The sequence below is a fragment of the Caulobacter hibisci genome (assembly GCF_016135805.1).
Classification (GTDB): Bacteria; Pseudomonadota; Alphaproteobacteria; order Caulobacterales; family Caulobacteraceae; genus Caulobacter; species Caulobacter hibisci.
On record NZ_JADWOX010000002.1, the window covers coordinates 41,106 to 65,411 of the forward strand.

Genomic DNA, 24,306 nt, shown 5'->3' on the forward strand with positions numbered 1-24,306 from the left:
GGGGACGCCATGTCCTTCGATCCCGTCTCGGCGGCGGCCCTGGTCGCCCCGCAGGAGGCCGTCCAGGTCTCCCAGGTCGGCTACGGCGCCAGCCTGACCGACGCCGTCCAGTTCCAGAACGCCCTGCACACGGCCGGGGCGTCGGCGACCTCGGGCGTCTCCGGCCCCGAAGCCCTGGCCCCGGCCATGAAGGGGGTCTTCAACCAGCTGGAGTTCGTCAACAGCCAGGCCTCGAACCTGGCCGCCCACGCCAAGGCCGCCGAGGCCAAGGGGGCGGCGATCACGCCGGGCGAGATGATCGGCCTGACCGTCCAGTGCCACGAATTCATGTTCAACTGCCAACTGACCTCGAACATCGCCAACCGCACGTCAGACGGCCTGCAGCAGCTGTTCCGGCAGCAGGCCTAGGGGGCGGCGATGCGCAAGATCCTGCCGGCGGTGCTGGTCGCCGTCGCCCTGGGCCTCTCGGCCTGCGCCGAGAAGGAACTCTATGGCGGCCTCACCGAGCGCGAGGCCAACGAGATGGTTGCGGTTCTTCAGAACGCCAACGTCTCGGCCTCCAAGAGCAGCAAGGACGGCAAGGTCTGGGCGCTGAAGACCCGGGCCGAGCAGTTCTCCTCGGCCGTGGCCGTGCTGCACGACCAGGGCTATCCGCGCGACAAGTTCGAGAGCCTGGGCGAGGTCTTCAAGAAGGAGGGCTTCGTCTCCTCGCCGATGGAGCAGCGGGCCCGGCTGATGTACGGCCTGAGCCAGGAACTCAGCCAGACCATCTCGTCGATCGACGGGGTGGTGCAGGCCCGGGTCCACATCGCCGTGCCCGAGGCCGATCCCCTGGCCGAGGAGCAGAAGCCGTCCTCGGCCTCGGTTTTCATCCGCCACAACCCCGATGTCGACCTGTCCGGCCAGGTGGGGTCGATCAAGGCCCTGGTCACCAACTCCATCGAGGGCCTGCCCTACGACAAGGTGACGGTGGTGATGTTCCCGGCCAAGCCGGTGATGACCGCCGTCCAGCCTTCGCCGATCAAGTCCTTCACCATGCCGGCCATCGCCATCCTCGCCGCCATCGGCGGGGTGGGGGCCTATGTCTTCAGCCGCACCAACCGGGGCAAGCCGCGCCGCAAGCTGCGCACCCTGGTCGAGCCGGGGAGCCCCGCCGCATGAGCGCCCGGGCCGATCGCGAACGGCTGGCTTGCCAGGCGCGGCTGCTGGCCACCATCGGCGCGCCCGCCGAGGTCGGTCCTCGCGCGGCCCGGCTCGGCCGCCGGCTGGCCGGACGGGCGGCGGCGCCGGCCCGCTTCGACGATGTCGCCGCCATGCCCGACTGGGCCGGCTGGCCCGCGCCGCGCCGCGAAAGCCTGGCCGATTTCGCCGCCGCCTGCGCCTGCACGGCCGCCTTGCAGCGCTGCATCGACGGCCGCCGGCTGGCCCGGGTCGCCCGGCGGATCGGCGAGCCGGCCCTCGACGCCATTCTCGCCACGCCCCCCGGCCTGGTCCCGGTCCTGCCCGAGGCCGCCGCCGCCCTTGGCGAGGATGCTTCCTTCGCCGCGCTCGGGGCTGGCGTGCTGCTCTGCGAGGTCGGAAACCGGCCGGCTTCCGTCGAGCGGCTGAGGCCGCTGTTCGCCGCCGCTCCCCTGACGCTCGACGTCGAGCGCGGACGCAGCGTCGCCCATGCCGCGCGCGGACTCTTCATGGCCTTCGAGGCCGGCGCGCTGGAGGCCGCCGCATGACCTATCTGCTGCTTTCCTCGGGACCGTCGGCGGCCCTGCTGACAGACCAGCCGGTGATCCGCCGCGAGGACGTCGGCGCGGTGCGCGACGCGGCCGAGCTGACCGCCGCCCTCGAGGCCCTGCGCCAGGCGACCCGCGAGGCCGCCCTGCGCGACGGCTTCGCCCAGGGCCATGCCGAGGGAACCGCCGCCGCCGCCCGCGAGACCGCCCAGGTGCTGGCCGGCGTCCACGCCGCGCTCCAGCTGGAACGGGACCGCCTGCGCGCCAGCGCGGGGACCCTGGCCCTCGACATCGTCCGCCGCATCGCCGCGGGCCTGGCGTCCGACGAGGTTCTGGCGGCCCTGGCCGAACAGGCCGCCCGCGACCTGCTGCCGGAAGAGCCGATCCGCGTCCGCGTCGCGCCGGAGGCGGCCGGCGCGGTTACCCGCCGGCTGTGGGCGATCGACGCCCGCATCGAGGTAGTCGCCGACGCCGACCTGCCGGCCGGAGATTGCGTGCTCGACACCTCCTCGGGCCGCACCCATGCCGGGCTGGAGACCCAGCTTCGCGCCCTGGAAGCGGTGTTCGCCTCATCCAACGAGGCCGCCGCATGACCCTGGAAGCCGCCCCCGAAGTCTTTGGCGACACCCGCCTGCGCGACGTCCTGCGCGGCGCGCGCACGGTCGAGCGGCGCGGCCGCGTGGCCCAGGCCTTCGGCACCACGGTGCGGGCCACGGGCCTGGACGTGCGCATCGGCCAGGAGTGCGAGATCGTCGACCGCGCCGGCGGCCCCTCGGTCAAGGCCCAGGTGGTCGGCCTCGACGGCGGCGCGGCGATCCTCACCCCGCTGGCGCGGCTGGAGGGGGTGGCGGTCGACGCCGAGGTCGTGGCCGGTCCGCGCCGCAGCGAGATCGGCGTCGGCGACGGCCTGCTGGGCCGGGTGCTCGACGCCCATGGCGAGCCGCTGGACGGCCTGGGTCCGGTCACCGGCCTGCTGCGGCCGTTCCCCGTCTATGGCGAGGCCCCCAATCCCCTGGCCCGGCCGCCGATCGCCCGGCCGTTCGCGACCGGGGTGCGCTGCGTCGACGCCCTGCTGACCACGGGCGAGGGCCAGCGCGTGGGCCTGTTCGCCATGGCCGGCGGCGGCAAGTCGACCCTGCTGGGCATGTTCGCCCGCCACGCCCGCAGCGACGTCAACGTCATCGCCCTGATCGGCGAGCGGGGCCGGGAGGTGCGCGAGTTCCTCGACGACTGCCTGGGCCCGGAAGGCCTGGCTCGCTCGGTGGTCATCGTCTCCACCTCCGACCGTCCGGCCATGGAGCGGGTGCGCGCGGCCCATGTCGCCACCGCCATCGCCGAAGGGTTCCGGGCCGAGGGGCGCCGCGTGATGCTGCAGATGGACAGCGTCACCCGCTTCGCCCGCGCCCTGCGCGAGATCGGCCTGTCGGTGGGCGAGCCAGCCGTGCGCCGGGGTTTCCCCCCGTCCGTCTTTGCCGAGCTGCCGCGCCTGTTCGAGCGGGCCGGGGCCATCGAGGGCGGGGCGATCACCGCCTTCTACACCGTGCTGATCGAGGACGAGGAGGGCGGCGACCCGGTGGGCGAAGAAGTCCGCTCGATCCTCGATGGCCACATCTACCTGTCGCGCAGGCTCGGCCAGGCCGGGCACTATCCGGCCATCGACGTCGCCGCCAGCCTCAGCCGCGTCTTCCCGCGCGTGGCGTCGCGCGAGCAGCAGGCCGCCGCCTCGAAGGTGCGCGGCTGGATGGCCAAGTACGCCGACATCGAGTTCCTGCTCCAGATCGGCGAGTACAAGCCGGGCGGCGATCCCCTTGCCGACGAGGCCATCGCCCGCCGCGCGGCCATCACCGACCTGCTGCGCCAGGACGCCCACGAGGCCGTCGGCCACGAGGCGGCGCTGGCGGCCCTGCTGGAGACCGCCGCATGAGCGCCGCCCGCGGCCAGGTCCAGGCTCTGACCCCGGTCGTCCGCCTGCGCGAGCGGCGGGTCGAGAAGGCCCTGCGCGAGGCGGGCGAGGCGCGGGCCAAGGTCGCCTACGCCGTCGCCGTTCTGGAAGCCCGCGACCAGCGGATCGCCGCTCACGACACCGCCAGGGCCAGGCTCGACGACTGGTTCGCCGGCGGGCTGTCGGGCGCGGCCCACCTGATCGAGTTGGCCCTGGCCCGGCGCGAGGCGATCGTCGCCGCGCGCGATGCGGACCAGGCGCTGCGCGACCAGGACGCCGTGGCCCTGGATCTGGCCCGCGAGGATCTCGCCGTCGCCATCCACGCCCTGGCCCGCGCCCAGGGCCGCTTCGACGCCATGAGCGGCCGCCTCGACCTGGCCCGCGCCCTGGTCGCCGCCGACCGCGAGGCGCGCGAGCAGCTGGAGATAGAGGACGCCGGCGGGCGCCGGTTCAGGAGCCTGCGATGACCGTCATCCGCGACAACGCCGCCGACCGTGTCGATACGCCCAGCGTCCGGTCATCGTCCTCGGAGCCGGCGACGCCGTGGCGTGGCGCCGACTTCCAGGCCGCCCTGCAGCAGGCCGCCGAGCGTCGGGAGCCCCGGGCGCGCGACAGTCAGCCTCGCGAGCCTTCTTCTCGCCAGCCCGCCCGCACCGAGCGCCAGGCGGAGGCCGAGCGCGAGGACGACGAGGACGGCGTGGTGGATCTTTCGGCCCTGCTGGGCCCCGCCCGCGAATTCCAGGACCTGTCGGCGTCGTCGGACGCGACCGGGGTCGACGCCCTGGCCGGCCTGTCGCGGTCAGGCGGGGAAGCGGTCGCCATCCCCGTCGCCGCTTCGGGCACGGTGGGGGCGGCCGAGATCGAGGCCTTCGCCGCCGCCATGGAAAAGGCCTGGCTGGCTGCCGGCGGCGACCGCAAGAGCCTCGCGCTGGGCCTGGCCGACAAGGCCTCGCCGCTGACCGGCCTGGGCCTGTCCCGCGCCCCCGACGGCGCCCTTTCCCTGACCCTGGCGGCCCGCCCCGACGCCGCGCCCGAAGTGACCAAGGCCCTGGAAGCCCTGCGCAAGCGGCTGGAAGTCCGCGGCCTGGCCCTGGCCGACCTGTTCGTCGAGACCGACGACGGCCTCGACCCGGAAAGCCTGATCCGGAGGGTGCGGTGACGCAACGCGCCTTCCCCCAACACTCCCGTCATTCCCGCCCTTGTGGCGGGAACCCCTCTGTCAGCCGCAGGTGCGGATGGGGCGGCGTGCTCAGCACGCCGCTTGAACTGCCCTTGCGAGCGGAACGAGGGGTTCCCGCCACAAGGGCGGGAATGACGGGAAGAAAAGGGAGCGGCTCCAACTACGCGTCGGGCCAACCCACCCTACCGAAACGGCAGCCCGAACCGCCCCCGATCGGCCTGCGCCGCGCGGGCCACGGCGCGGGCGACCTCGGCGGGCGGATCGCCGGCCGCCCAGCGCTCGGCCAGGATTTCGATCAGCCGGCGGCTCTGGGCGTTGTGCAGGCCTTCGGTCGGGTCGGCGGCGTCGGCCCGCAGCTTGTCGACATACAGAGCCGCCGCCTTGGGCGAGGCCGAGACCAGATCCAGAAGATAGGTCGCCGCCGTCTCGAAGGCCTGGGCGTCCAGCGGCGCGTCGGCGATGTCGCGCACCAGCCAGACGCACAGGAACTCCAGCGGACCGACCTTGCGGCTGTTGCTCAGCAGCGGGCCGCCGCCGCCAAAGCCCGGAAAGGCGGTGGAAAAGCCGCCCGCGCCCCAGGCCGGCACCCGCGCGGCGGGCAGGCGGGCGGTCAGCAGGGCCTGGGCCAGGGTGTCGGCGACCAGCGCCTTGACCTCCGGCTCGCCGAAATGGGCGACCGCCGCCAGCAGCTTGGCGAAGCCGGGATAGAGCGCGTCGCCCAGGTCGAGGCAGACGCGCTCCAGCACGTCGACGCGGCGGTCCAGGCTGTCCTGGCCCCGCAGGCCCTCGACCAGCGCCTGGGCGGCGCCGAACCAGTCGGGCTCGGACTTGAGGATGCGATCGGCGGTCACGCCGGCACGCTAGCCTCAGGAAAAGCCGTTGTCGCGGATGTCGGTCAGGTGATCGGCCACGGCGCGGGCGGCGCCGTCCAGGTCGCGGGCGGCACCGGACAGGCCGATGCGGCCGTCGTGGCGCGAGAAGCCGGAGAAGTCGCCGAAAGCCTGGGCGCGCGAAGGCTCGCCGGCCGGGGAAATCCCCGAAAGACCGTGGCTCCAGACGCCGGAAACGGACGGGGCGTCGATGCGGCTGGCGGACATGGCGAGCTCCTTCGGTCTCTCGATACGCAGATCAACGCGCCGCCGCCAGTCGGGTTTTCCCTAGGCTGGGAGAGGCTCGCATGACCGGTCTGGCCGCCCTGCTGGCTCAGTCGCCCGAGGCGCAGGCCCTGGAGGCGCTGGACCTCGCCGTCGCCGCCTTCGAGGACGCCGCCGCGCCGCGCCTGGCCTGGCGCACGGCCGCCTTCGCCCGGCTGACGCCCGATCTCGCCCCCGGCCGCGCTCCGACCGGCGGCCTGCTGGCGGCGGTCGAGGCGGCGCGGCGCGGCGAGGGCGGCCTGCACCCGGTCGCGCTCGACGGCCAGGCCTTCGAGGCCCGGGCGACGGCCGGGGAGGGGCGCGTGCACCTGATCCTCGCCAGCGCCGCCGAGCGCCAGCAGGCCGAGGCCCGCCGCCTGGCCGACCGCGAACGCCTGCTGCTGACCTCGCGCGTGATGTCGGTCGGCGAGATGGCGACCATGATCGCCCACGAACTGAACCAGCCGATCGGCTCGATCGCCAATATCGCCCGCGGCCTCAAGGCCCGGCTGTCGCGGGACGCCCTGTCGAAGGAAGAGGGCGTCGAGGCCCTGGACCGCGCCGCCGAGCAGGCGCTCTACGCCTCGGGCGTCATCCAGCGCATGCGCTCCTTCGTCGAGCAGCGCCAGCCGCAGGTCGAGCCGCTGGACCTGCCCAGACTGGTCCGCGCCACGCTCGACCTGCTCGACTGGGAGATCGCCCGCGACAAGGTCACGGCCCGCGCCCGCTTCGACGCCCTGCCGCCGGTGCTGGGCGACGCGGTGATGATCCAGCAGGTGCTGGTCAACCTGGCCCGCAACGGCCTGGACGCCATGCGCGGCCAGTCCGGCCCGCGTCGCCTGACGATCGCCGCCCGGCCCATGGACGGCAGCGACCGCATGGTCGCGCTGACCGTCGCCGACAGCGGCCCCGGCGTCGATGCGGACGCCGCCGGCCGGATGTTCTCGCCGTTCTTCTCGACCAAGCCCGGCGGCATGGGGGTGGGCCTGGGGATCTGTCGCTCGATCGTCGAACTGCACCGGGGCCGCCTCTGGCACGCCCCGGGTCCCGAGGGGGGAACCGTATTCCACATCGCGCTGCCCGCGGCGCGCCAGGAGGAGCCATGACCACCCCCTCGACACCATCCGATACGGCCGCTTTAGGGGCTGTCTGCCTGGTCGACGACCACGGCGAGTTTCGCCAGTCCGCCGCCTGGTGGCTGGAGAGCCTGGGCTATGCGGTCCAGGCCTTCGACGGCGCCCGGGCCTTCCTCGACGCCGGCGAGCCCCCGGCCGGCGCCTGCCTGCTGCTCGACGTGCGCATGCCCGACATGTCGGGGCTGGAGCTGCTCGACGCCCTCAAGGCCCGCGGCTGCCAGCGGCCGGTGATCTTCATGACCGGCCACGGCGACGTGCCCCTGGCGGTCGAGGCCATGCAGAAGGGCGCGGTCACCTTCCTGGAAAAGCCCTTCCAGGAGGCCGCCCTCGAGGCCGCCCTCGAACGCGCCTTCGCCCAGGTCCGCCCGGCCCTGAGCCCGGGCCAGGAAGCCTATGTCCGCCGCCTCGCCGGCCTGACCGAGCGCGAGCGCGAGGTCATGGCCCTGGTGGTGGCCGGCAAGGTCAACAAGGTCATCGCCTACGAGCTGGGCATCAGCCCCAAGACCGTCGAGCTGCACCGCTCGCGGATCATGACCAAGATGGAGGCCGCAAGCCTGACGCGGCTGGTGCGCATGGCCGTCACCGGCAGCGTGGACGGCGACGCATGAGCGCCGCCCTCGATCCGGCGACCGGGCAGGGGGCCTCGCCCGACCTCGCCGCCGTCGTCGCCCGCAACCACGCCCTGGCCGTGCTGGCCGCCCTGCGCGCACCGGGCCTGCTGGTCCGTGTCGCGCTCGACGCCGAGCCGGGTCCGGGTCCCTGGATCCTGTTCGGCGAGGCGGGCCCCAGCCTGCGCCTGGCGATCCGCGCGCTGTCGGGCGCGCCCTTCGCCCCGGCCGACGACGCTGAGCTGCTGATCGGCCTCGACCGCGTCGAGCCGGTCGTGGCGGCCATCGAGGCGGCGACCACCGAGAGCCTCGCGCCCCTGGGCGTCGAGCCCGAGGCCCCCGAAGGCCTGCTGGCCCTGTCGATCCTCGCCCAGACCCAGGACGGCGCGCCCTTCACCCGGCTCGTCCTGGCGGTGGACCCGGAGGTCGCCCGCGCCTGGCCCGAGCCGATCTTCGATCCCTGGGCGCTCGGCGCGCACCTGGCCGTCCCCGCCGTTGGTCCCCTGATGCTGGACGGCCCCGACCTGCCGGCCCAGACCGCCGCGGCCCTGCGCCCCGGCGACATCGTGCTGGGCCCGTGGTCGGCGACCCGCCCGGGCCTGGCCGGCCTCACCCTGTTCGACCGCCGCCTGGTCGGCCGCTTCGACCTGTCCCTTCGCCAGTTCACGCTCAACGCCATCGAGGAGCGCCCCATGGCCCCGCTCGACATCGCCGTCTCGCCCGCGTCCGATGACCTCTCCAAGGACGACATCCCCGCCGACGCCGCCCCGGTCGCGCCCGCCGACCTGCCGGTGCCGCTGAAGGTGCTGCTGGGCGAGGCCAGCCTGCCGCTGTCGGAGCTGGCCGGACTGCGCCCCGGCTCGACCGTCGTGCTGACCGGTCCCGGCGCCGACGCGCCCGCCGTGCTGCTGGCCGGCGACCGGCCCATCGCCCGCGGCCGGCTGGTGCCCATCGGCGAGGCCTACGGCGTGCTGATCGAGTCCGTCGGCGGCGAGGCCTGAGCCCCGATGGACCTCTCGCAATTCACGCCCGGCTCGGCCCTCATAACCGTCATCCTGCTGGCGCTGGCGCCGTTCGTGGCGGTGATGGTCACCTCTTTCACCAAGATCGTCGTCACCCTCAGCCTGCTGCGCAACGCCCTGGGCCTGCAGCAGGTGCCGCCCAACATCGTGCTCAACGGCCTGGCCCTGATCCTGACCCTCTACGTCATGTATCCGGTCGGCCAGCAGATGGCCGCCGCCAACCAGGGCGTGAAGCCCGTGGCCGCCGTCAGCAGCGACACCCAGGCCCTGTTCACCTATGCCGACAAGGCCAAGGAGCCGCTGCGCGAGTTCCTGATCAAGCACTCGACCGCCCGCGAGCGCGCCTTCTTCCTGAAGACCGCCCAGCGCATCAACGGCCCGGAAAAGGCCCGCGTCCTGACCCAGCGCGACTTCATCGTCGTGGTCCCGGCCTTCACGGTGTCGGAGCTGGCGGCGGCCTTCCAGATCGGCTTCCTGATCTTCCTGCCGTTCCTGATCATCGACCTGGTGATCTCCAACATCCTGCTGGCCATGGGCATGATGATGCTGTCGCCGACCACGGTGTCGCTGCCGTTCAAGCTGTTGCTGTTCGTGCTGATCGACGGCTGGGTGAAGCTCGCTCACGGCCTCGTGCTGTCCTACACCTGAGGAGGACCGCGCCATGATGAACGCCCAGGCGATCGAGCTGGTGAACCAGGCCCTGTGGCTGGTGCTGATCCTCTCGGCCCCGCCGATCGTCGCCGCCTCGCTGGTCGGGCTGCTGATCGCCGTCGTCCAGTCGGCCACCCAGCTGCAGGAGCAGACCCTGCAGTACGCGGCCAAGTTCTTCGCCATCGTGCTGACGATCTTCGTCACCGCCAGCCTGCTGGGCGGCACGCTCTATCGCTTCGGCGACCGGGTGTTCACCGAGTTCCCGGCCATGGTCCGCCGATGAACACGCCCGACTGGCTGGGCGCGATCTTCTCCAACACCATGGTGCTCGCCGTCGGCGCGACCCGGGTGGCGGCCGCCTTCATGCTGCTGCCGCTCTTGTCGCCCGAGACGGTGCCGGCCCTGGTGCGCAACTCGATCTTCCTGGCCTTCGGGATCATCGTCATCACCCTGCAGCCGCAGGTCGCCCAGATGCAGCTGCCGACGGTCCAGTGGATCCTGATCTTCGGCAAGGAGGCCCTGGTCGGCCTGGTCATCGGCTTCTTCTTCGGGACCATGCTGTGGGCCCTGGAGGCGGCCGGCCAGATCATCGACGCCAAGGTCGGGGCGACCATGGCCCAGGTAGTCGATCCGCTCAGCGGCCACCAGACCTCGCTGACCGGCGAATTCCTCGGTCGCCTGGCCAACTTCGTCTTCATGTTCTCCGGCGGCCTGCTGCTGATGGTCGGGGTGATCCTCGACAGCTATGCGATCTGGCCGATCGGCAGCCTGACCCCGGTGCTTTCCCTGCGCAGCCTGTCGCTGTTCGAGGGCGAGTTCTCGCGGCTGATGGTGATGGCGGTGATGCTGGCCACCCCGGCCCTGGTGGTGCTCTACCTGGTCGACGCCGGCCTTGGCCTAGTCAACCGCTACGCCCCGCAGCTCAACGTCTTCTCGCTCGGCCTGGCCATCAAGTCGTGGATCGCCACGGCGGTGGTCCTGGCCATGCTGACGGGCCTCGTCCAACTGCTCCTCAACGAGATCGGCGTCCGCCCGGCGACGATCCTGCAAGTGCTGCGGGCGCTGGACGGGAAGCCCTGATCCCTCTCCCCTTGCGGGAGAGGGTGGCCTCGCGGAGCGAGGTCGGGTGAGGGGTCTCTCAGAACCGTCCGCGCGACCCCTCATCCGTCGGCCTTCGGCCGCCACCTTCTCCCGCAAGGGGAGAAGGACCACGGACCTAGGGTTTTCCCTGATGGGGTACGCCCCAGCTATCTCCGCGGCCCCGCTCGGCGCCACCTTTCCTCCCAGGCCGCGAGCGGCGGCGTCGAGAGATGACAGGGGTAGGAGCGATGACCACCATCAACGGGTCCTTGAGCACGGCCGTCAACGCGGCGCTGCTGGCCGGCGTCGGCGCCGAGCTGGGCAAGTCCCTGGGCGCCTTCGGGACCATGCAGTTCACCCTCGGCGCCCTGGTCGCCGGCCTGTTCCAGGCCGCGCCCGCCCAGCCGAAATTCACCGCTACAATGCCCGAGGCCGGCAAGGCCGAGGTCGACATCGGCGACGGCTACACCCTGTCGATCAACGAGGCGAGTTCCGAGATCGTCGTCCGCGACGCCGACGGCAACGCCACCCGCGTCTGGGGCGACCCCCACGTCAGCTACAACGGCCGGCACATCGGCGACTTCTGGGGCACGACCACCCTGCAGCTCGAGAATGGCACGAAGATCACCATCAACACCGAGACCTCCAGCTGGAACAACATGACCTATGCCGAGCAGGTGGTGGTCACGCGCGGCGACCAGGCCCTGGTCATCGACGGGGTCAGCGAGCAGACCAAGGGCGACCTGTCGGTCTCGCTGGGCGGCGACGGCTACGCCCTGGACGCGGCCCATGACGACGGCCTGGTGATCCACGAGAACGACGCCGCTTCCAGCGGCTGGACCAGCAGCCTCACCGGCGAGGCCGTCGGCCAGGCCGACTTCAACCTGACCAAGCCCGGCGCCGAGCCGCTGCGCGAGGCCCTGGAGACCTTCGGCGCGGGCCTGGGCCTGTTCCTGACGGCCTGGCTGCTGGGCGCGGGCGTCTCGGCCCAGGCCGAGGCCTCGGCGAGCGCCGAGCCGGCCGATCGCTTCCCGCTGCTGGCGCTCTAGGCGGCGCGCGTCCACCGGTCCGTCCTCCGCCGCCCGTGATTTGCCAAACGCCGCAAATCATCGTCGGTAGGGGAACGGATCTGGGGGCGGACGATGCGCGCGCGAACGAAGTGGCTGGCGGGAGCTTTGATCGGGGCGGCCGGGCTGTTGACGCTCTCGCCCGCCTTGGCCGCGCCGCCGGCTGCTTCGCCCGAGGCGCGGACCTCGGCCGCCTTCGACGCGGCGCTCAAGGACCGCGCCGCCCTGCGCCTGTTCCTGCGGGCCATGCCCAAGGGCGGCGACCTGCACAACCACCTGTCCGGCACGCCCTACGCCGAGGACTTCCTGGCCTGGGCCGACGCCGACGGCCTGTGCGTGACCACCGACGTCCAGCCGGCCCTGGCGAGCGGGCCGTGCGACGCCCCCGGCCGCAAGCCGGCGCGGGGCCTCTCCAAGGCCGATCCGGGCCTCTACGCCCGGGCGGTCAACTCGCTGTCGATGCTCAACTACAACCCCGGCGCCGACGGGGCCCAGGCCTCCGGCCACGACCAGTTCTTCTCGACCTTCGGCCGCTTTGGGGCGGTGACCGAGAACAACCTGCCGGCCATGCTGGCGGTGGTCCGCGAATATGCGGCCGGCGACCGTGTCGGCTATGTCGAGACCTCGGTGAACCCGTCGGCCGTCTACGACCTGGTGTCCAAGGTTCGCGGCGAGGCGTGGGACGGCGACCTGGCCAAGGCCTTCGCCGCCCTGGAGCCGGGCATCCCGGCTTTGACCGCCAAGGTCCGCGACCAGATGGACGCCGCCGAGGCCGAGGCCGATCGCCGCCAGGGCTGCCACGCCCAGAAGCCGCGCATGGGGGCCTGCGCCGTCGTGCTCGGCTATCAGGCCTTCGCCGTGCGGGTGCAGGCGCCGCAGGTGGTCTTCGCCCAGCTGACCGCCGCCTTCGCCCTGGCCGACGCCGACCCGCGCTTCGTCGGGGTCAATATCGTCGCCCCGGAAGACAACCCGACCGCCCTGGCCGACTACCGGCTGCACATGCGGATGCTGGCCTTCCTGCACGCCCGCTATCCGAAGGTGAAGCTGTCGCTGCACGCAGGCGAGCTGACCCTGGGCCTCGTGCCGCCGCGCGAGCTGAGGTTCCACGTCCGCGAGGCGGTCGAGGTCGCCGGCGCGGCCCGCATCGGCCACGGCGTCGACATCGCCTACGAAGACGACGCGCGCGACCTGCTGGGGCGCATGGCCCGCGACAAGGTCGCCGTCGAGATCAACCTGACCAGCAACGACGTCATCCTGGGCGTCAAGGGCGCCGACCACCCGCTGCACCTCTACCGCAAGGCCGGCGTGCCGGTGGTGCTGTCCACCGATGACGAAGGCGTCTCGCGCATCGACCTGACCAACGAATATCTGCGCGCCGCGACCGAACAGGGCCTGACCTACCGCGACCTCAAGGCCATCGCCCGCGACAGCCTGGAATACGCCTTCGTGCCGGGACGCAGCCTGCGCGGCGCGCCCGAATGCGCCAAGGCCGGAAAGGCCTGCGAGGCCTTCCTGGGCGCGAACCCCAAAGCGTCGCTGCAGTGGAAGCTGGAGCGCGATTTCGAAGCGTTCGAAGCCACGCACTGACCCTCTCCCAGAGGGCTAGGTTCCAATTATCAGAAGTCATCGCCCGGCTTGTCCGGGCGACCCAAGCGCCATGTCAGTATGTGGCTCAGTCGGCTTGGGTCGCCCGCATGAAGCGGGCGATGACCTCTGGAAAGGGGGCTACTGAACTATCAGCGACACCCGCCCGCCACCGGCCGCAGCACCAGCGCATCCAGCGCCACGCCCGAATCCAGCCGCGCCACTCGCACCGTCCGCTTGCCGCCGCACAGCGTCAGGCCCGTCGCCACCTGCAGGCGGCCGTCTAGCACCCCCTCGGCCCAGGCCTTGTCGCCGACCTTGCGCTGGGCGGCGACCTCGATCGGCGGGGCGTCGTCCGCCGACACCGCCAGCCGCAGCGCCGTCTCGCCGTTCAGCGGGAAGGTCGGCAGCAGGTCCAGGTCCAGCGACCAGGCGCCGGCCGGCAGGGTCACCGCGTAGCGGAGCCCAGGCCCGGGCTCGGCCAAGGTCCGCGACGGCTCGGTCACCATGCCCGCCACCATCACCGCCCCGCCGCGCCCCAAGCCGTTCAGCCTGCGCCAGCCATCGCCGCGCACCGTCTCGGCCTCGACCACGATGACGTCCGTGTCGGCCGGCGGGGAGGGCGTCAGGCGCGTCGCCGTCGCATCGGCGGCCGGGGCGACGAACGGCCTTTGCCGGAACGAGGTCCACTGGCCGTCGGCCGGCTCCACCGCCATGATCCCGCGCCACTTGCCGCCGGCGACCTCGTCGTTGAACCGGCGGGTGAGGGCGGCGACCTCGGCGTCGGCCGCCCGGGCCTTGGCAGCGCGGCGGCGGGCCTCGTCGGGCCGCTCGCCGACCAGCCGGTCGAAGGCCTCGGCGTCGAAGACCCGGTGGTTGGCCGCCGCCGCCGCCCGCACCGGATACTGCACCAACTCGAACCAGGCGTCGCGCCGGTCGGCCGGGATCCGGGCGGTCTCGCCGTCCAGCTTGGCGGTCAGGGCGTCGAACCGCGCCAGCCGCGCATCCGCCTGCTCCACCGACAGCGGGCTCGAGCGCGGCGTCGCGCCCTTGCCCCAGAACCACTGCAAATGCTCGGGCTTGCGTTCGAAGTTCAGCTGGTGGTGCGCGGCCAGAATCTCGGCGATCGCCGCCTTGCGGTCGGGGCCGAAGGCGTCGCTGGCGAACTGCTCCACATAGCCGTCGGCGCCCTGGGCGCGCACGCGCTCCACGTCCCAGGCCATGTCGAGGAACAGCTGGGTCTCCAGCTCCGCCGGCTTGATGTCGCCGACATTGACGATCCACAGCTTGCGGGCGCCCAGGTCCCAGGCCCGGCCCATCTCCTCGATCACCAGGGCCGGCGGGGTGGTCGACAGCCACAGGTGCGACAGCGGCGCGCCGAGGTAGGACAGGTGATAATAGACGCCCGAGCCGCCCGACCGCTTGCGCTCCTCGGCGTTGGGCAGCTGGCGGATGTAGCCGAAATTGTCGTCCGGCCAGACCAGGGTCACGTCGTCGGGCACCTTCAGTCCCGAGCGATAGACGTCCAGCACCTCCTTGTAGGCGGTGAAGGCCTGCGGGACGGTCTCGACCTTGGGGCTGACATGGTCGGCGATCAGGCCGCGCTGGTCGGCGAAGATCGTCTCCAGCAGCGCCCGCTGGCCGTCGATGTCGCCGCCGCCGACCATGCCGGAGTCGTGGATGCCCCTCATGCCCAGGGTGTAGATGTTCTCATAGCCGCCGTTGGCCTTGGTCCGCTCGCGCCAGTAGTCCAGCACGCCCTGGCGGTTGGTCGCGTAGTTGTAGGCCTGCGCACCGGCCTTCCACTCGCCGACATTGTTGCGCAGCATCGGCTCGGCGTGGGACGAGCCCATGACGATCCCCCAGCGGTCGGCCAGCGCCGCATTGGTCGGATCGGCGTTGAACGGCTTGGTCACCTCGTGCATGGCCGGCCACAGGGTGTTGGCCTTCAGCCGCAGCAGCAGCTGGAACACCTTCTCGTAGGTCTTCGGGCCGATGTCGCCATAGGCCGGATCGAAGGTCTTGGCCGCCCAGGGCTGCAGGCCCCAGTCCTCGTCGTTGATGAAGATCCCGCGGTATTTCACCGACGGCGGGCCGAAGCGGCGGGTGTCGGCCGCGACGTACAGCGCCTTGCGCCGGCGCGGCTTGACGTCGGCCCACCAGGTCCAGGGCGAGACCCCGGCCGCGCGGCTGAGTTCGTAGACGCCGTAGGCCGCGCCCCGGCGGTCCGAGCCGACGATCACCAGGGCCTTGTCCAGGCCCGGGGCGGGCCTGTCTACCACGGCGATGACGAAGCTCTCCCAGGCGCCCGAAAGGTCGCCGACCTTCAGCCGGCCGTCCCGCACCAGGCCGTCGATCAACGGGTTCCTGCCCAGCGTGCCGACGACGATGGCGGTCTTGCCCGAGGGCGCGCCGGTCGAGAGGCGAGGGGGCTTGCCGGTGACGGCCGCCAGGTCGTCCCGCAGGTCCTGGGCGGCCAGGCCCACGACGGGAAAGTCGGTTTCGGAATGGAGGATTTCGGCGCCGGCGATCGCAAAGGCGTCGGGCGAGGCCTTGTCGACCACCCACTGCGCCTGGGCGCTGGTGGCCAATACGGCCAGCGCCAGACCGACGAGAAACGACGCCAGCCGCATGATGTCCTCCAGATCGCTTAGCTGTCAGGCAGCTTGGTCGAATTGGTCAGACCATAGGGCGATCTGGAGGATTGGCTACTCACAAATTGAACACCATTCTCATCATGCGGGAATGGCTATTCGAGATAGCGCGCCCGCAGGGCCGCCAGGTCCTTGGCGTCGACGCCCAGCACCTTGTCCAGATAGGCCTCGACCGAGCCGTACTTCTGCTCGATCGCTTCCAGCGCCGCCTCGACATAGGCCGGATCGGTGCGCATCAGCACGCGGGTGATCTCCGGCGGCAGCCGGGCGAACATCGCCGCGTTCGGATCGTCGGCCTTGGCGCCGGCCGCCATGGCCCGGCGGGCGTCGGCGGTGTTGAGCAGGGTCTCGCTCATCGCGTAGTCGGCGGTCACCGTCGGGCGCGGCACGCCCAGGGCGGTGAGGATCAGGGCCGAGGCCACGCCCGTGCGGTCCTTGCCGGCCGAGCAGTGCACCAGCATCGGCGCATCGCCCGCCAACAGCTTGTCGAACATCGCCCGGTACTCGTCGGCATAGGCGTCCGGCATCAGCTTGTAGAAGCCGATGAAGTTGGCTCGCACCGCCTCGGCGCTCGGCGGCCCGGCGCCGAACAGGGCCCGCATGTCCATGTCCAGCGCGCCCTTGGGCGAGTTCAGGAACACCGGCACGGCCTTGCCGCCGCGCCAGACGGTGGGCTGGGTCTTGCGTTCCTGGTCGGTGCGCAGGTCGCAGACGAGGCGCACGTCCAGGTCGCCGACGGTCTTGTAGTCGGCGTCGGTCAGGGCCGACAGGCCGTTGGAGCGGAACACCTGGCCCCAGCGCACGTGCTTGCCGTTCGCCGTCGCATAGCCGCCCAGGTCGCGGAAATTGGCCGCGCCTTCCAGCGGCACCACGCGGGTGGCGGCGCGCAGGCCGGTCTTGGCCCCGTCGGCCACGACATAGAAGTAGGGGCGGGCCGCGCCGGCCTGGGCGGCGGTCACCGCCGCCGCGCCGTCCGTGTCGTTGTCGGCCAGCTTGCGCATGGCCTTCAGCGGCGCGCTGGGCGAGCCCGACACATAGAGGTCCACCGGCGCGCCGGGGCGGCTGGTCTTCCAGGCGACCTGGTAGGTCCCGTCCTTCAGCACGACCGAGGCCTCGGTCACCTGAGCCGGCGCGGTGCGGGCCTGAACGGCCGGGGCGGCGAGGACGGCCGCCGCGCAGGCGGCCGTCAGCAGATTGCGGATCATCATGGTTTTCTCGTCCCGGATCAGAAGTTGAAGCGCACGCCGCCCATGAACCGACGGCCGACGCCCTCGGTCTCGACGGGACGGTTGGCGTGGCCCTGGTAGCGTTGGCCCACTTCGTCAGTGAGGTTGCTGGCGTCGAAATAGACGGTGATGCCGTCGCGGAGCTGGTAGCGCAGCGACAGGTCCAGCTGCTCGGTGGCCGCCCAGTAGGTCTGGTCGGTGGCGTCGATGTTGGCCTCGTCCAGCCAGTCGTTGCGCCACTGGTAGGACAGTCGCGCCGACAGGCCGTACTTTTCGTAGAACAGCGAGGCGTTCAGCAGCCGGTCCGACAGGCCCGGGAAGGCGCTCTTGATCCCCTCGGGCGTGGTGAATTCGCCGTCCAGGAAGGTCAGGTTGCCCTGGAAGCCGAAGCCGCTCAGCGGACCCGGCAGGAACCGCCATTGCTGCATGTAGGCGAACTCGATGCCGGCCATCTTGCCGTCCGAGCCGTTCATCGTGGTGGTGTAGGTGTAGCCGGTGCGGTCCAGCAGGCCGACGTCGTAGCGGTCGTCGCGGATCAGCGCGCTGCTGTCGTAGAGCACGTCGTCGATGCGGCGATAGAAGGCCGAGGCCGACAGCAGGCCCGCGCCCGGCAGGTACCATTCCAGCGCCGTGTCGAAGCCGAAGGCCCGCTCGGGCTTAAGGTCCGGATTGCCGCCGGTGACCGTCTCGGAGGTGTCGTTGACCGCCACGCTGGTGCGGATCTCGCCGAACGAGGGCCGGGCGATGCCGCTGATCAGGGCGAAGCGGGCCTGGATGTCGTCGGTGACCTCGTAGTTGACGTGCAGGCTGGGGAAGACGTCGGTGTAGCTCTGCTGCACGGTCAGCGGCGTCTGCACCGTACCGTTGATCACGGCCCCGCGGCTCTCGATGTCGGCGCTCTCGACCCGCAGGCCGGTCAGCACTTCCCACTTGCCCAGGGTCCACTTGTTCTGGGCGTAAGCCGACAGGATGTTCTCGTCGACGGCGAAGCGGTCATAGGCCTGGACGGCCGAGGACGACTTGTAGAGGCCCGCCGCCGTGGCCTTGGCCAGCAGGGCGTCGAGATCGGCGCGCAGGCCGATGTTGTCGATCTGCGTCACGCCCCAGCCGCGGGCGAAGTCGCTGGTCCACTGGGCGTTGGTGATGCGCGGCGTGACGCTCCAGGTCCCGCCGGTCTGGGCCGCCAGGCTCTGCAGCACCGGGGTCGTGCCGACGCCCGAGAAGGTGTTGCCGCTGGCCTTGCGCATGTCCAGCTTGGCGCCGGCCTTGAAGGTCGCCTCGGCGCCAAGCGAGGTCCAGTCGCGGGCGATATCCAGCTGGCCGGTCCAGGCGTCGGTGTCGGTCGAATAGACGATCGGGATGAAGACGTCGTACTGCGAGCCGGTCTGCGGCAGGGCCGACAGCGCCGTCCCGCGGCTGTAGGTCGTGCCCGAACGGTTGGTCGTATAGAGGTCGAGGTCCGGAACGCCCGAGGTCGCGCCGCTATAGACCAGCGACAGGCGGCCGAAATACTGCTGGATCAGCGGCAGATAGGCGCCCGCGTCGGTGTGGGTGTAGTTCAGCCGCCACTTGATGTCGGTGTCGGCCCAGCTGTGGTCGCCGCCCAGGGTGTTGGTGAAGGTGTCGCTGTAGTAGCGGCCGTATTCGAAGCTCGACGAATAGGCCGCGCCGTCGACGAAGCCGCTGTCGGCGCCGCGGTTGGCGGCGGTCTGGGTTCCGGCGCGCGAGAGCTGGAAGTCGTACTGGTTACGCTGCTCGCGGTCGATGAACTCCGAATACAGCGTGTTGAAGAAGATCCGGCCGCCGCTCTCGGGGCGATATTCCAGGCCCAGCTGGGCGGCGTTGTTCTCGCGCTCCAGGCGATACGAACGGAAGCTGAAGTCGTCGGCGGTGTTGAGGTCGCCGTCGCGGTTCCAGGTGATCTCGCGGTTGTCGGTGGTCTGGTTGCGGCGATAGTGGGCCAGGGCCATCACCACGCCGAAGCGATCGTCCGACCAGCTGCCGCGGATCGAGCCCTGGCGCTGCGGGCCATCGCCCAGGGCCATCTCGCCATAGCCGATGTCGCCCGAGACGTGGCCGCCGTCGCGGTCGAAGGGCGAGGCGGTGACGATGTTGATGCGGCCCGCCAGGGCCTCGGCCGGCTGGTCCGGCGTCAGGGTCTTGTTGACCTCCATGGTCTGGATGACCACGGCCGGCACGGAGTCGAAGCGGAACACCCGCTCCTCGGCGCCCAGCACGTTCATCCCGTCGATCGACACCACGGTCCAGCGCTCGGGCGCGCCGCGCAGCTGGACATAGCGCTCCTGGCCCTGGTCGCGCTCGATGGCCACGCCCGGCACGCGCGACAGGGCGGCGGCGGCCGACTGGTCGGGGAAGCGGCCGATGGCGTCGGCGGCGATCACGCTCATGATGTTGTCGGCGGCGCGCTGCTGGGCGATGGCCGCGGCCTGCGAGCCGAGGATCGGGCCGGTGACGATGACGGCCTCGATCGCCGAGTCGTCGGCGTAGCTGATCTCGATCGGCCCCGCGCCGGCCTCGGCCTCGACGCTGCGGTCGGCCAGGCCCGGATAGCGCACGACCAGCTTCTGCGGCCCGGCCGGCAGGGCCAGGGTGAAGCGGCCTTCGCGGTCGGTGGTGGTGCGCAGGCCCAGCTGCGGCGCGGACACCTCGGCGGCGACCAGATAGGTCCCGTCGACGCCGATCACCCGGCCAGTGGCCATGGCCAGCGCCACGGCGGCGGCGGGCTGGGCGGCGTCGGCCGCGTGGGCGGCGGCCGGCAGGGTCAGGATGGCGGCGGTCGAAAGCAGCAGGGCCCTGGCGGCCCCTCGGCTGGCGCGGATCATTGGTGGCTCCCCTCGGTAATGATGAGGGGGCGGATAGCAATTCGAACGAATGTACCGTGTGAAGCTGTCGTGAAATTTCCGCGACGGATTGTTGTAGATCGCGAAATTACTCTGATTTTAAAGGCTATTTTCAGACGTTCGGCGTGGTGAGGGTGCGTTTGTCGCCCCGCAACTTGAACGCTTGTCCAGACTTGCGTTTGAACGCTTGTCCAGCCACACACGGGCATGGCCGTCCTCGACCTAGATTCCGCCGCCCAACTGGCCGAAGCGGGTTTCCGCATCGCCCTGGAAGACGGGCTCGGGGCCGTGACCGCGCGCACCGCCGCCGCCCGCGCCGGCGCGGCGGCCTCGGCCGTGAACTATCATTTCGGCGATCGCGGCGGCTTCCTGCGACGGATCCAGGCCCTGGCCGTCGCTCACGCCGCCGATCAGCGCGCGGCCCTGCGCCTGGATCGCGGCCCGCGTTGGGCCAGCCTCGCCGACCGCCTGACCCTGCTGGTCGCCGAACGGCTGGAGACAGGCCGCCTGGGCCTGGTGCTGCTGGGCGAGTTCGAGATCGAGGCCGAGGTTGGCGGCGACGCCGAACTCCGCGCCGGCGCCGGGGAGGGCAGCCTGGCCGAGTTCGCCTTCTGGCGCGAGACGGCCCTGGCCCTGGGCGCGCCGCAGGAAGCCGCCGACGGCTGGGCCGGCCTGGCGTCGGGCCTGCTGGGCCTGCTGCACGTCGAGCCCGACGCCGGCGAGCGCCTGCTGTGGCTGGCCCCGGCCTTCCGGCGCCTGGGCGCGCGCCTGTCGCGCGCCGAGATCGAGCCCTGCCCGGCGGGGCCGGCCCCCGACGAGGTCCTGCCCGAGCGCGCCCACGCCAACGACACCGCCCGGCGCATCGTCGAGGCCGCCATCGCCGGCATCGCCGAGCGCGGCGTCCATCGCCTGACCCAGCGCGACGTCGCCGCCCGGGCCGGGGTGTCTCTGGCCGCCACCACCTACTTCTTCCGCACCAAGGCCGACCTCGTCGAGGCGGCGATGGTCGAGCTGCACCGCCAGGTCCGCGCCGAGGTCCTGGCCTCGGCGGACGCCGGCGTCGCCGGTGTGGCCAGCGTCATGGCGCCGGCCGGCGGTTTCTCCGAACGGGTCCGGGCGCTCGGCGCCCTGCAACTGGCCGCCGCCCGCGAGCCGACCCTGCTGCCGCTGGCCGCCGCCGTCCGCGCCACTCGCGGCGCCACCTCGATGCGCATGCTCCGCCGCCAGGGCGTCAACGACGCCGACGGCCTGGACGCCATGGTCTGGTCCACCCTGATGGGCGGCCTGATTTCCACCCACCGCTTCGGCGACCCCGACCGCCGCGACGCGGCCTTCACCGCCCAAGGCGACCTGCTCCGCGCCCGGATCTTCGGGCTTTGAGTTTTCTGACCCTCTCCCAGAGGGAGAGGGAGGGGCCCAGGCGATAGCCTGGGAGGGTGAGGGGTTACGCCGCCCGCGGTCCCATCCCCTATCCTTCCTCCGTAAAATCCCCGCGAAAGCGGGGACCCAGGCTTTTTCTGCCACCCACCGCGCTCGACGATAAAACACCTGGGCCCCCGCTTTCGCGGGGGTTTTTAGGGTTTAGGGTTGGCGGACGGGGACAGACGAGGCTGGATCCCCGTTGGCTGTCCGACAAACCTCAGCCCGATCAACGTCCTACAACTTTCTCACGCCCCTGGATCAGACGCGTCGAAACCGCCGGCATAATCACAGCTGTCCCGTCGCAGGGAGAGGGCGCAAGGATCCGGCCCGAAGCGTGCGACGACGATGCGATCGAGCGGGGCCGCCGGAGCTGCGAGAGCAGGGCCGAACGGCTTAAATGAGGATGGGGGACGTAAACCCATCCATCGGGAGGCCGCCGACATTGGCCTCCCGCCCGTCCGAGGGTCCGCGCCGCATGCACGCCTGGCCGCCAAGAAACGGGGCGCATTGCATGGGGAAGGGGCACAGGGCGGAAGAGGCCCGCGCGTCCCGGCCTGAGGTTCAACGATCGCGCGGGGCGTCAGAGCTTCGTCGAAACGGTACTTAAAACTCACACCTCCGGGCGTCGCCCGGACGCCCCGCGCCCTCTCCAATCAACTCAGCGGTTCACCGCGTGAGCATGAGAAGTCGCGCGTCTAAGGAACCTCCCCCCGTGGGGGAGGCGGCCGAAGGCCGGTGGGGGGACGTTCTCAGCTTCCGAGGCGTCGGCCAATCTCGCACCAACTCCCCCCACCGATCGCTTCGCGATCGCCTCCCCCACAGGGGGAGGTTCCTTGCGACCGGTCGCCACCTTCTCCCGCAAGGGGAGAAGGATCATTTGAGACCCAACGCCCCGGCGATCGCCGACCACGGCACCAGCTTGAAGTTCTGGTGCTCCGGCGGGAAGACGTTGCGGCCGTCCTGGGCGACGAAGGCGCCGCCTTCCAGGCCTGCGCCGAGCGAGGCGCTGGTGACGTCCAGGCCGTCGGTCTCGGAGATGCCGTCGATGCCCTTGGCCCCGTCGGCCACCGCCGCGAAGCTGCCGACATAGGCGTTGTCGCCCTCGCGGCGATAGACGGCGTAGCTGTTGTTGCCCTGGCTGGAGAGCACCAGATAGCCCTTGCCGCCGGCCTGCGCGTAAAGGCCGATCCCTTCCAGGTCGTCCTTCAGGGCCGGGTTGGAGGCCACCCGGTCGACGGCCTTGGGCGCGCGGTTGTCCGACGGCTCGGCGCCCAGCTTCCACAGGGCGACGTCTTCCTCGGCCACGTACAGCGCGCCGGTCTCGTCGTCGGCGACGCAGCCCTCGGTCTGGGTGTCGAATTTCACGTCGCGCACTTGGACGGCCCGGACCTTGCCGTTGGCCTGCGCCACCAGCTTCCACTGCCGCACCAGGCCGTCTGGATCGCTGATGAACACATAGGTCGCGCCCTTGCGGCCGCGGTACATGCAAAGGCCGTAGGGGTCCGACAGCCCCGTGGCCTGGACGCCGTCGGCGACCGAGGTCAGCTGCCGGGTCGCCGGGTCCAGCGTGTAGATGGCGATCGACTTGTGGGTGCGGTCGCTGGCGGTGACCAGCACCGTCTCGCGTCCGACCAGCTTGAAGCCCGCGCGCAGGTCGACATTGTTCATCTTGCCGTCGGCCAGGTACTGCAGGGGCTTGCCGGCCAGGTCGTAGACCAGCAGGCCGCCCTTCTTGTCGGTGGCGATGATGGCGCTCTTGGCCGGATCGGCGGGATTGGCCCAGATCGCCGGATCGTCGGCCGCGTCGCCGTCGTGATCGACCGGCAGGGTCTCCATTGTCGGGCGCACGGTGGCGAAGCTGGCGGCGGGCTTGGAGCCGGCCGCGTCGCCGCTCGCCAGCTTAAGCCCGGCGGCAATGTCGGCCCACGACACGACCTTGGCGTTGGCCCCGGCCTTGCGGTCGTCGGCGACCACCAGGGCCCCGGCCGGCAGAGAGGCGCCAAGGGGAGCGCGGGTCGCGAAAAGGCCCGAAGGACCTTCGACGGCGGCCTGTTCGCCGGCCTTGATCGCGAAGGCGCCGACATAGGCGTCGTCCTTGGCGCGGTCATAGACGGCGTAGTCGCCGGCCGTGGCGTTGGCGGCCACCAGGAAGCGGGCGCTGTCGCCGCCGTCGACCAGGGCCAGGCCGGCCACCTCGCCGGCGATCTGGCCCAGGCGGTTGGCGTCGATCAGGGTCGGGACCGGATCGGACTCCGGATCGGCGTCGTAGCGCCAGATGCCCACCGCCTCCTGGGCGACGTAGAGCGCGCCGGTCGCGTCGTCGGCGACGCAGTACTTGGCCTCGGACGACAGGTGCAGGCGGCGCACGATGCGGCCGTCCAGCTTGCCGTCGGCGGTGGCGAACAGCAGCCACTGGTCCAACTGCCCGGCCACGCCCAGGGTGAAGGCGTAGAGCGAGCGGTCGCGGGCCCCGCGATAGAGGCAGACGCCTTCGCCGGCATAGTCCAGCGTCAGCGGCTTGGCGTCGAGATTGGCCGCCTGGCCGCTGGCGAAGTCGTAGGCCGCCAGGCGCAGGCGGCCGCCCTTGCGGTCCAGCAGGGCCAGCAGTGGCTTGCCCTCGTGCTCGCGCACGTCGACGCCATAGACCTCGCCGCCGGCGACCGCGCCGACCCGCTGGCCGTCGAGGCCGTAGAACTCCAGCCCGCCGCCTTCGCCGGTGGCGGCGATCAGGCTCTTGTCCGGCGCGGCCGGGTTGCGGATCAGGGCCACGCCGTTGGCGCCGCCTTCGACGGTGGGGGCGGTGGAGACCACGGGGGCGACGGCGGGCGCCTGGGCCAGGGCCGATCCGGTTCCCAGCAGGAAGGCGAGCACGCCGACTGCGGCGCTGGCACGAAGATGGGTCATTCTGCGGGTCCCCGGGTCGTGAAGGCCTGGTCGGGCCTGAACGTCGCCAGCCTAGAGCGGCGCGCGAGGGCTTATGCGACGATTTCAAAACGGATTGATGACGACCAGA

General features: G+C 71.6%; 22 protein-coding genes. 16 read left to right on the top strand and 6 right to left on the bottom strand.

The features are described 5' to 3' along the window. Positions 1 to 9: 9 nt before the first annotated feature. From I4Q42_RS03485 to I4Q42_RS03515, 7 genes are read left to right on the top strand one after another with little or no spacing between them, the layout of a single operon-like run. Positions 10 to 408 carry a hypothetical protein gene (locus tag I4Q42_RS03485; RefSeq protein WP_198574675.1) on the top strand — a complete coding sequence of 133 codons (399 nt, stop codon included), beginning with the start codon at positions 10 to 12 and terminating at the stop codon, positions 406 to 408. A gap of 9 nt (positions 409 to 417) precedes the next feature. Further along, a complete protein-coding gene (gene sctJ / locus I4Q42_RS03490; RefSeq protein WP_198574676.1) occupies positions 418 to 1,161 on the top strand; it encodes a type III secretion system inner membrane ring lipoprotein SctJ in 744 nt (247 codons plus the stop codon). Beyond that, the gene (locus tag I4Q42_RS03495) at positions 1,158 to 1,727 is read left to right on the top strand and encodes a hypothetical protein (RefSeq protein ID WP_198574677.1); all 570 of its coding nucleotides are present in this window, start codon (positions 1,158 to 1,160) and stop codon (positions 1,725 to 1,727) included. Before sctJ ends, I4Q42_RS03495 begins: the two co-directional genes overlap by 4 nt. After that, the gene (locus tag I4Q42_RS03500) at positions 1,724 to 2,320 is read left to right on the top strand and encodes a FliH/SctL family protein (RefSeq protein WP_198574678.1); all 597 of its coding nucleotides are present in this window, start codon (positions 1,724 to 1,726) and stop codon (positions 2,318 to 2,320) included. The genes I4Q42_RS03495 and I4Q42_RS03500 overlap by 4 nt, the downstream gene beginning before the upstream one ends. Then, positions 2,317 to 3,651, top strand: coding sequence for a FliI/YscN family ATPase (locus I4Q42_RS03505; protein ID WP_198574679.1), 1,335 nt, complete (start codon positions 2,317 to 2,319; stop codon positions 3,649 to 3,651). The genes I4Q42_RS03500 and I4Q42_RS03505 overlap by 4 nt, the downstream gene beginning before the upstream one ends. Next, positions 3,648 to 4,136, top strand: a complete 489-nt coding sequence (locus tag I4Q42_RS03510) for a hypothetical protein (RefSeq protein WP_198574680.1) — start codon at positions 3,648 to 3,650, stop codon at positions 4,134 to 4,136. The genes I4Q42_RS03505 and I4Q42_RS03510 overlap by 4 nt, the downstream gene beginning before the upstream one ends. Continuing rightward, the gene (locus I4Q42_RS03515; protein WP_198574681.1) at positions 4,133 to 4,828 is read left to right on the top strand and encodes a hypothetical protein; all 696 of its coding nucleotides are present in this window, start codon (positions 4,133 to 4,135) and stop codon (positions 4,826 to 4,828) included. Before I4Q42_RS03510 ends, I4Q42_RS03515 begins: the two co-directional genes overlap by 4 nt. Before the next feature lie 203 nt (positions 4,829 to 5,031). Here the strand turns inward: I4Q42_RS03515 and I4Q42_RS03520 are convergent, their stop codons facing one another. Both I4Q42_RS03520 and I4Q42_RS03525 read right to left on the bottom strand, forming a co-directional pair. Next, entirely contained in the window at positions 5,032 to 5,700 is a 669-nt protein-coding gene (locus I4Q42_RS03520; protein ID WP_198574682.1) for a hypothetical protein, read from the bottom strand. A gap of 15 nt (positions 5,701 to 5,715) precedes the next feature. Then, on the bottom strand, positions 5,716 to 5,946 hold the full coding sequence (locus I4Q42_RS03525) for a hypothetical protein (protein ID WP_198574683.1): 231 nt from the start codon (positions 5,944 to 5,946) through the stop codon (positions 5,716 to 5,718). Between the two features lie 80 nt (positions 5,947 to 6,026). Between I4Q42_RS03525 and I4Q42_RS03530 the strand changes: the two genes are divergently transcribed. From I4Q42_RS03530 to I4Q42_RS03565, 8 genes are all read left to right on the top strand, one after another. Continuing rightward, positions 6,027 to 7,088 (top strand): sensor histidine kinase, encoded by a 1,062-nt coding sequence (locus I4Q42_RS03530; protein WP_198574684.1) that lies wholly within the window; start codon positions 6,027 to 6,029, stop codon positions 7,086 to 7,088. After that, the gene (locus tag I4Q42_RS03535; protein WP_198574685.1) at positions 7,085 to 7,726 is read left to right on the top strand and encodes a response regulator transcription factor; all 642 of its coding nucleotides are present in this window, start codon (positions 7,085 to 7,087) and stop codon (positions 7,724 to 7,726) included. The genes I4Q42_RS03530 and I4Q42_RS03535 overlap by 4 nt, the downstream gene beginning before the upstream one ends. Further along, positions 7,723 to 8,727, top strand: coding sequence for a FliM/FliN family flagellar motor switch protein (locus I4Q42_RS03540; RefSeq protein ID WP_198574686.1), 1,005 nt, complete (start codon positions 7,723 to 7,725; stop codon positions 8,725 to 8,727). Before I4Q42_RS03535 ends, I4Q42_RS03540 begins: the two co-directional genes overlap by 4 nt. Before the next feature lie 6 nt (positions 8,728 to 8,733). Beyond that, positions 8,734 to 9,396 carry a type III secretion system export apparatus subunit SctR gene (sctR, locus tag I4Q42_RS03545; protein ID WP_198574687.1) on the top strand — a complete coding sequence of 221 codons (663 nt, stop codon included), beginning with the start codon at positions 8,734 to 8,736 and terminating at the stop codon, positions 9,394 to 9,396. 13 nt (positions 9,397 to 9,409) lie between these two features. Continuing rightward, on the top strand, positions 9,410 to 9,682 hold the full coding sequence (gene sctS / locus I4Q42_RS03550) for a type III secretion system export apparatus subunit SctS (protein WP_198574688.1): 273 nt from the start codon (positions 9,410 to 9,412) through the stop codon (positions 9,680 to 9,682). Then, a complete protein-coding gene (gene sctT / locus I4Q42_RS03555; protein ID WP_198574689.1) occupies positions 9,679 to 10,479 on the top strand; it encodes a type III secretion system export apparatus subunit SctT in 801 nt (266 codons plus the stop codon). The genes sctS and sctT overlap by 4 nt, the downstream gene beginning before the upstream one ends. Positions 10,480 to 10,727: 248 nt before the next feature. Continuing rightward, complete coding sequence (locus I4Q42_RS03560; protein WP_198574690.1) at positions 10,728 to 11,528, top strand: DUF1521 domain-containing protein; 801 nt, start codon at positions 10,728 to 10,730, stop codon at positions 11,526 to 11,528. Positions 11,529 to 11,621: 93 nt separating this feature from the next. Next, positions 11,622 to 13,133, top strand: coding sequence for an adenosine deaminase family protein (locus I4Q42_RS03565; RefSeq protein ID WP_198574691.1), 1,512 nt, complete (start codon positions 11,622 to 11,624; stop codon positions 13,131 to 13,133). A gap of 149 nt (positions 13,134 to 13,282) precedes the next feature. Here I4Q42_RS03565 and I4Q42_RS03570 read toward each other — a convergent pair whose 3' ends face one another. From I4Q42_RS03570 to I4Q42_RS03580, 3 genes are all read right to left on the bottom strand, one after another. Then, positions 13,283 to 15,763, bottom strand: a complete 2,481-nt coding sequence (locus tag I4Q42_RS03570) for a glycosyl hydrolase 115 family protein (protein WP_198574692.1) — start codon at positions 15,761 to 15,763, stop codon at positions 13,283 to 13,285. 116 nt (positions 15,764 to 15,879) lie between these two features. Continuing rightward, a complete protein-coding gene (locus tag I4Q42_RS03575; protein WP_198574693.1) occupies positions 15,880 to 16,992 on the bottom strand; it encodes a tyrosine-protein phosphatase in 1,113 nt (370 codons plus the stop codon). Positions 16,993 to 17,009: 17 nt separating this feature from the next. Continuing rightward, positions 17,010 to 19,853: a TonB-dependent receptor gene (locus tag I4Q42_RS03580; RefSeq protein WP_198574694.1), complete on the bottom strand. Its 2,844-nt coding sequence runs from the start codon at positions 19,851 to 19,853 to the stop codon at positions 17,010 to 17,012. Positions 19,854 to 20,078: 225 nt separating this feature from the next. Between I4Q42_RS03580 and I4Q42_RS03585 the strand changes: the two genes are divergently transcribed. Further along, positions 20,079 to 21,251, top strand: a complete 1,173-nt coding sequence (locus I4Q42_RS03585; RefSeq protein WP_198574695.1) for a TetR/AcrR family transcriptional regulator — start codon at positions 20,079 to 20,081, stop codon at positions 21,249 to 21,251. 915 nt (positions 21,252 to 22,166) lie between these two features. On the opposite strand, the gene I4Q42_RS03590 is transcribed toward I4Q42_RS03585, so the two are convergent. Beyond that, positions 22,167 to 24,197 (bottom strand): phytase, encoded by a 2,031-nt coding sequence (locus I4Q42_RS03590; protein WP_198574696.1) that lies wholly within the window; start codon positions 24,195 to 24,197, stop codon positions 22,167 to 22,169. Positions 24,198 to 24,306 lie beyond the last annotated feature (109 nt).

Bases quoted from the DNA above. Each gene is read 5' to 3' on its own strand.
- I4Q42_RS03485 (WP_198574675.1), top strand. From the start codon at position 10: ATGTCCTTCGATCCCGTCTCGGCGGCGGCCCTGGTCGCCCCGCAGGAG.
- sctJ (WP_198574676.1), top strand. From the start codon at position 418: ATGCGCAAGATCCTGCCGGCGGTGCTGGTCGCCGTCGCCCTGGGCCTC.
- I4Q42_RS03495 (WP_198574677.1), top strand. From the start codon at position 1,158: ATGAGCGCCCGGGCCGATCGCGAACGGCTGGCTTGCCAGGCGCGGCTG.
- I4Q42_RS03500 (WP_198574678.1), top strand. From the start codon at position 1,724: ATGACCTATCTGCTGCTTTCCTCGGGACCGTCGGCGGCCCTGCTGACA.
- I4Q42_RS03505 (WP_198574679.1), top strand. From the start codon at position 2,317: ATGACCCTGGAAGCCGCCCCCGAAGTCTTTGGCGACACCCGCCTGCGC.
- I4Q42_RS03510 (WP_198574680.1), top strand. From the start codon at position 3,648: ATGAGCGCCGCCCGCGGCCAGGTCCAGGCTCTGACCCCGGTCGTCCGC.
- I4Q42_RS03515 (WP_198574681.1), top strand. From the start codon at position 4,133: ATGACCGTCATCCGCGACAACGCCGCCGACCGTGTCGATACGCCCAGC.
- I4Q42_RS03525 (WP_198574683.1), bottom strand. From the start codon at position 5,946: ATGTCCGCCAGCCGCATCGACGCCCCGTCCGTTTCCGGCGTCTGGAGC.
- I4Q42_RS03530 (WP_198574684.1), top strand. From the start codon at position 6,027: ATGACCGGTCTGGCCGCCCTGCTGGCTCAGTCGCCCGAGGCGCAGGCC.
- I4Q42_RS03535 (WP_198574685.1), top strand. From the start codon at position 7,085: ATGACCACCCCCTCGACACCATCCGATACGGCCGCTTTAGGGGCTGTC.
- I4Q42_RS03540 (WP_198574686.1), top strand. From the start codon at position 7,723: ATGAGCGCCGCCCTCGATCCGGCGACCGGGCAGGGGGCCTCGCCCGAC.
- sctR (WP_198574687.1), top strand. From the start codon at position 8,734: ATGGACCTCTCGCAATTCACGCCCGGCTCGGCCCTCATAACCGTCATC.
- sctS (WP_198574688.1), top strand. From the start codon at position 9,410: ATGATGAACGCCCAGGCGATCGAGCTGGTGAACCAGGCCCTGTGGCTG.
- sctT (WP_198574689.1), top strand. From the start codon at position 9,679: ATGAACACGCCCGACTGGCTGGGCGCGATCTTCTCCAACACCATGGTG.
- I4Q42_RS03560 (WP_198574690.1), top strand. From the start codon at position 10,728: ATGACCACCATCAACGGGTCCTTGAGCACGGCCGTCAACGCGGCGCTG.
- I4Q42_RS03565 (WP_198574691.1), top strand. From the start codon at position 11,622: ATGCGCGCGCGAACGAAGTGGCTGGCGGGAGCTTTGATCGGGGCGGCC.
- I4Q42_RS03570 (WP_198574692.1), bottom strand. From the start codon at position 15,763: ATGCGGCTGGCGTCGTTTCTCGTCGGTCTGGCGCTGGCCGTATTGGCC.
- I4Q42_RS03575 (WP_198574693.1), bottom strand. From the start codon at position 16,992: ATGATGATCCGCAATCTGCTGACGGCCGCCTGCGCGGCGGCCGTCCTC.
- I4Q42_RS03580 (WP_198574694.1), bottom strand. From the start codon at position 19,853: ATGATCCGCGCCAGCCGAGGGGCCGCCAGGGCCCTGCTGCTTTCGACC.
- I4Q42_RS03585 (WP_198574695.1), top strand. From the start codon at position 20,079: ATGGCCGTCCTCGACCTAGATTCCGCCGCCCAACTGGCCGAAGCGGGT.
- I4Q42_RS03590 (WP_198574696.1), bottom strand. From the start codon at position 24,197: ATGACCCATCTTCGTGCCAGCGCCGCAGTCGGCGTGCTCGCCTTCCTG.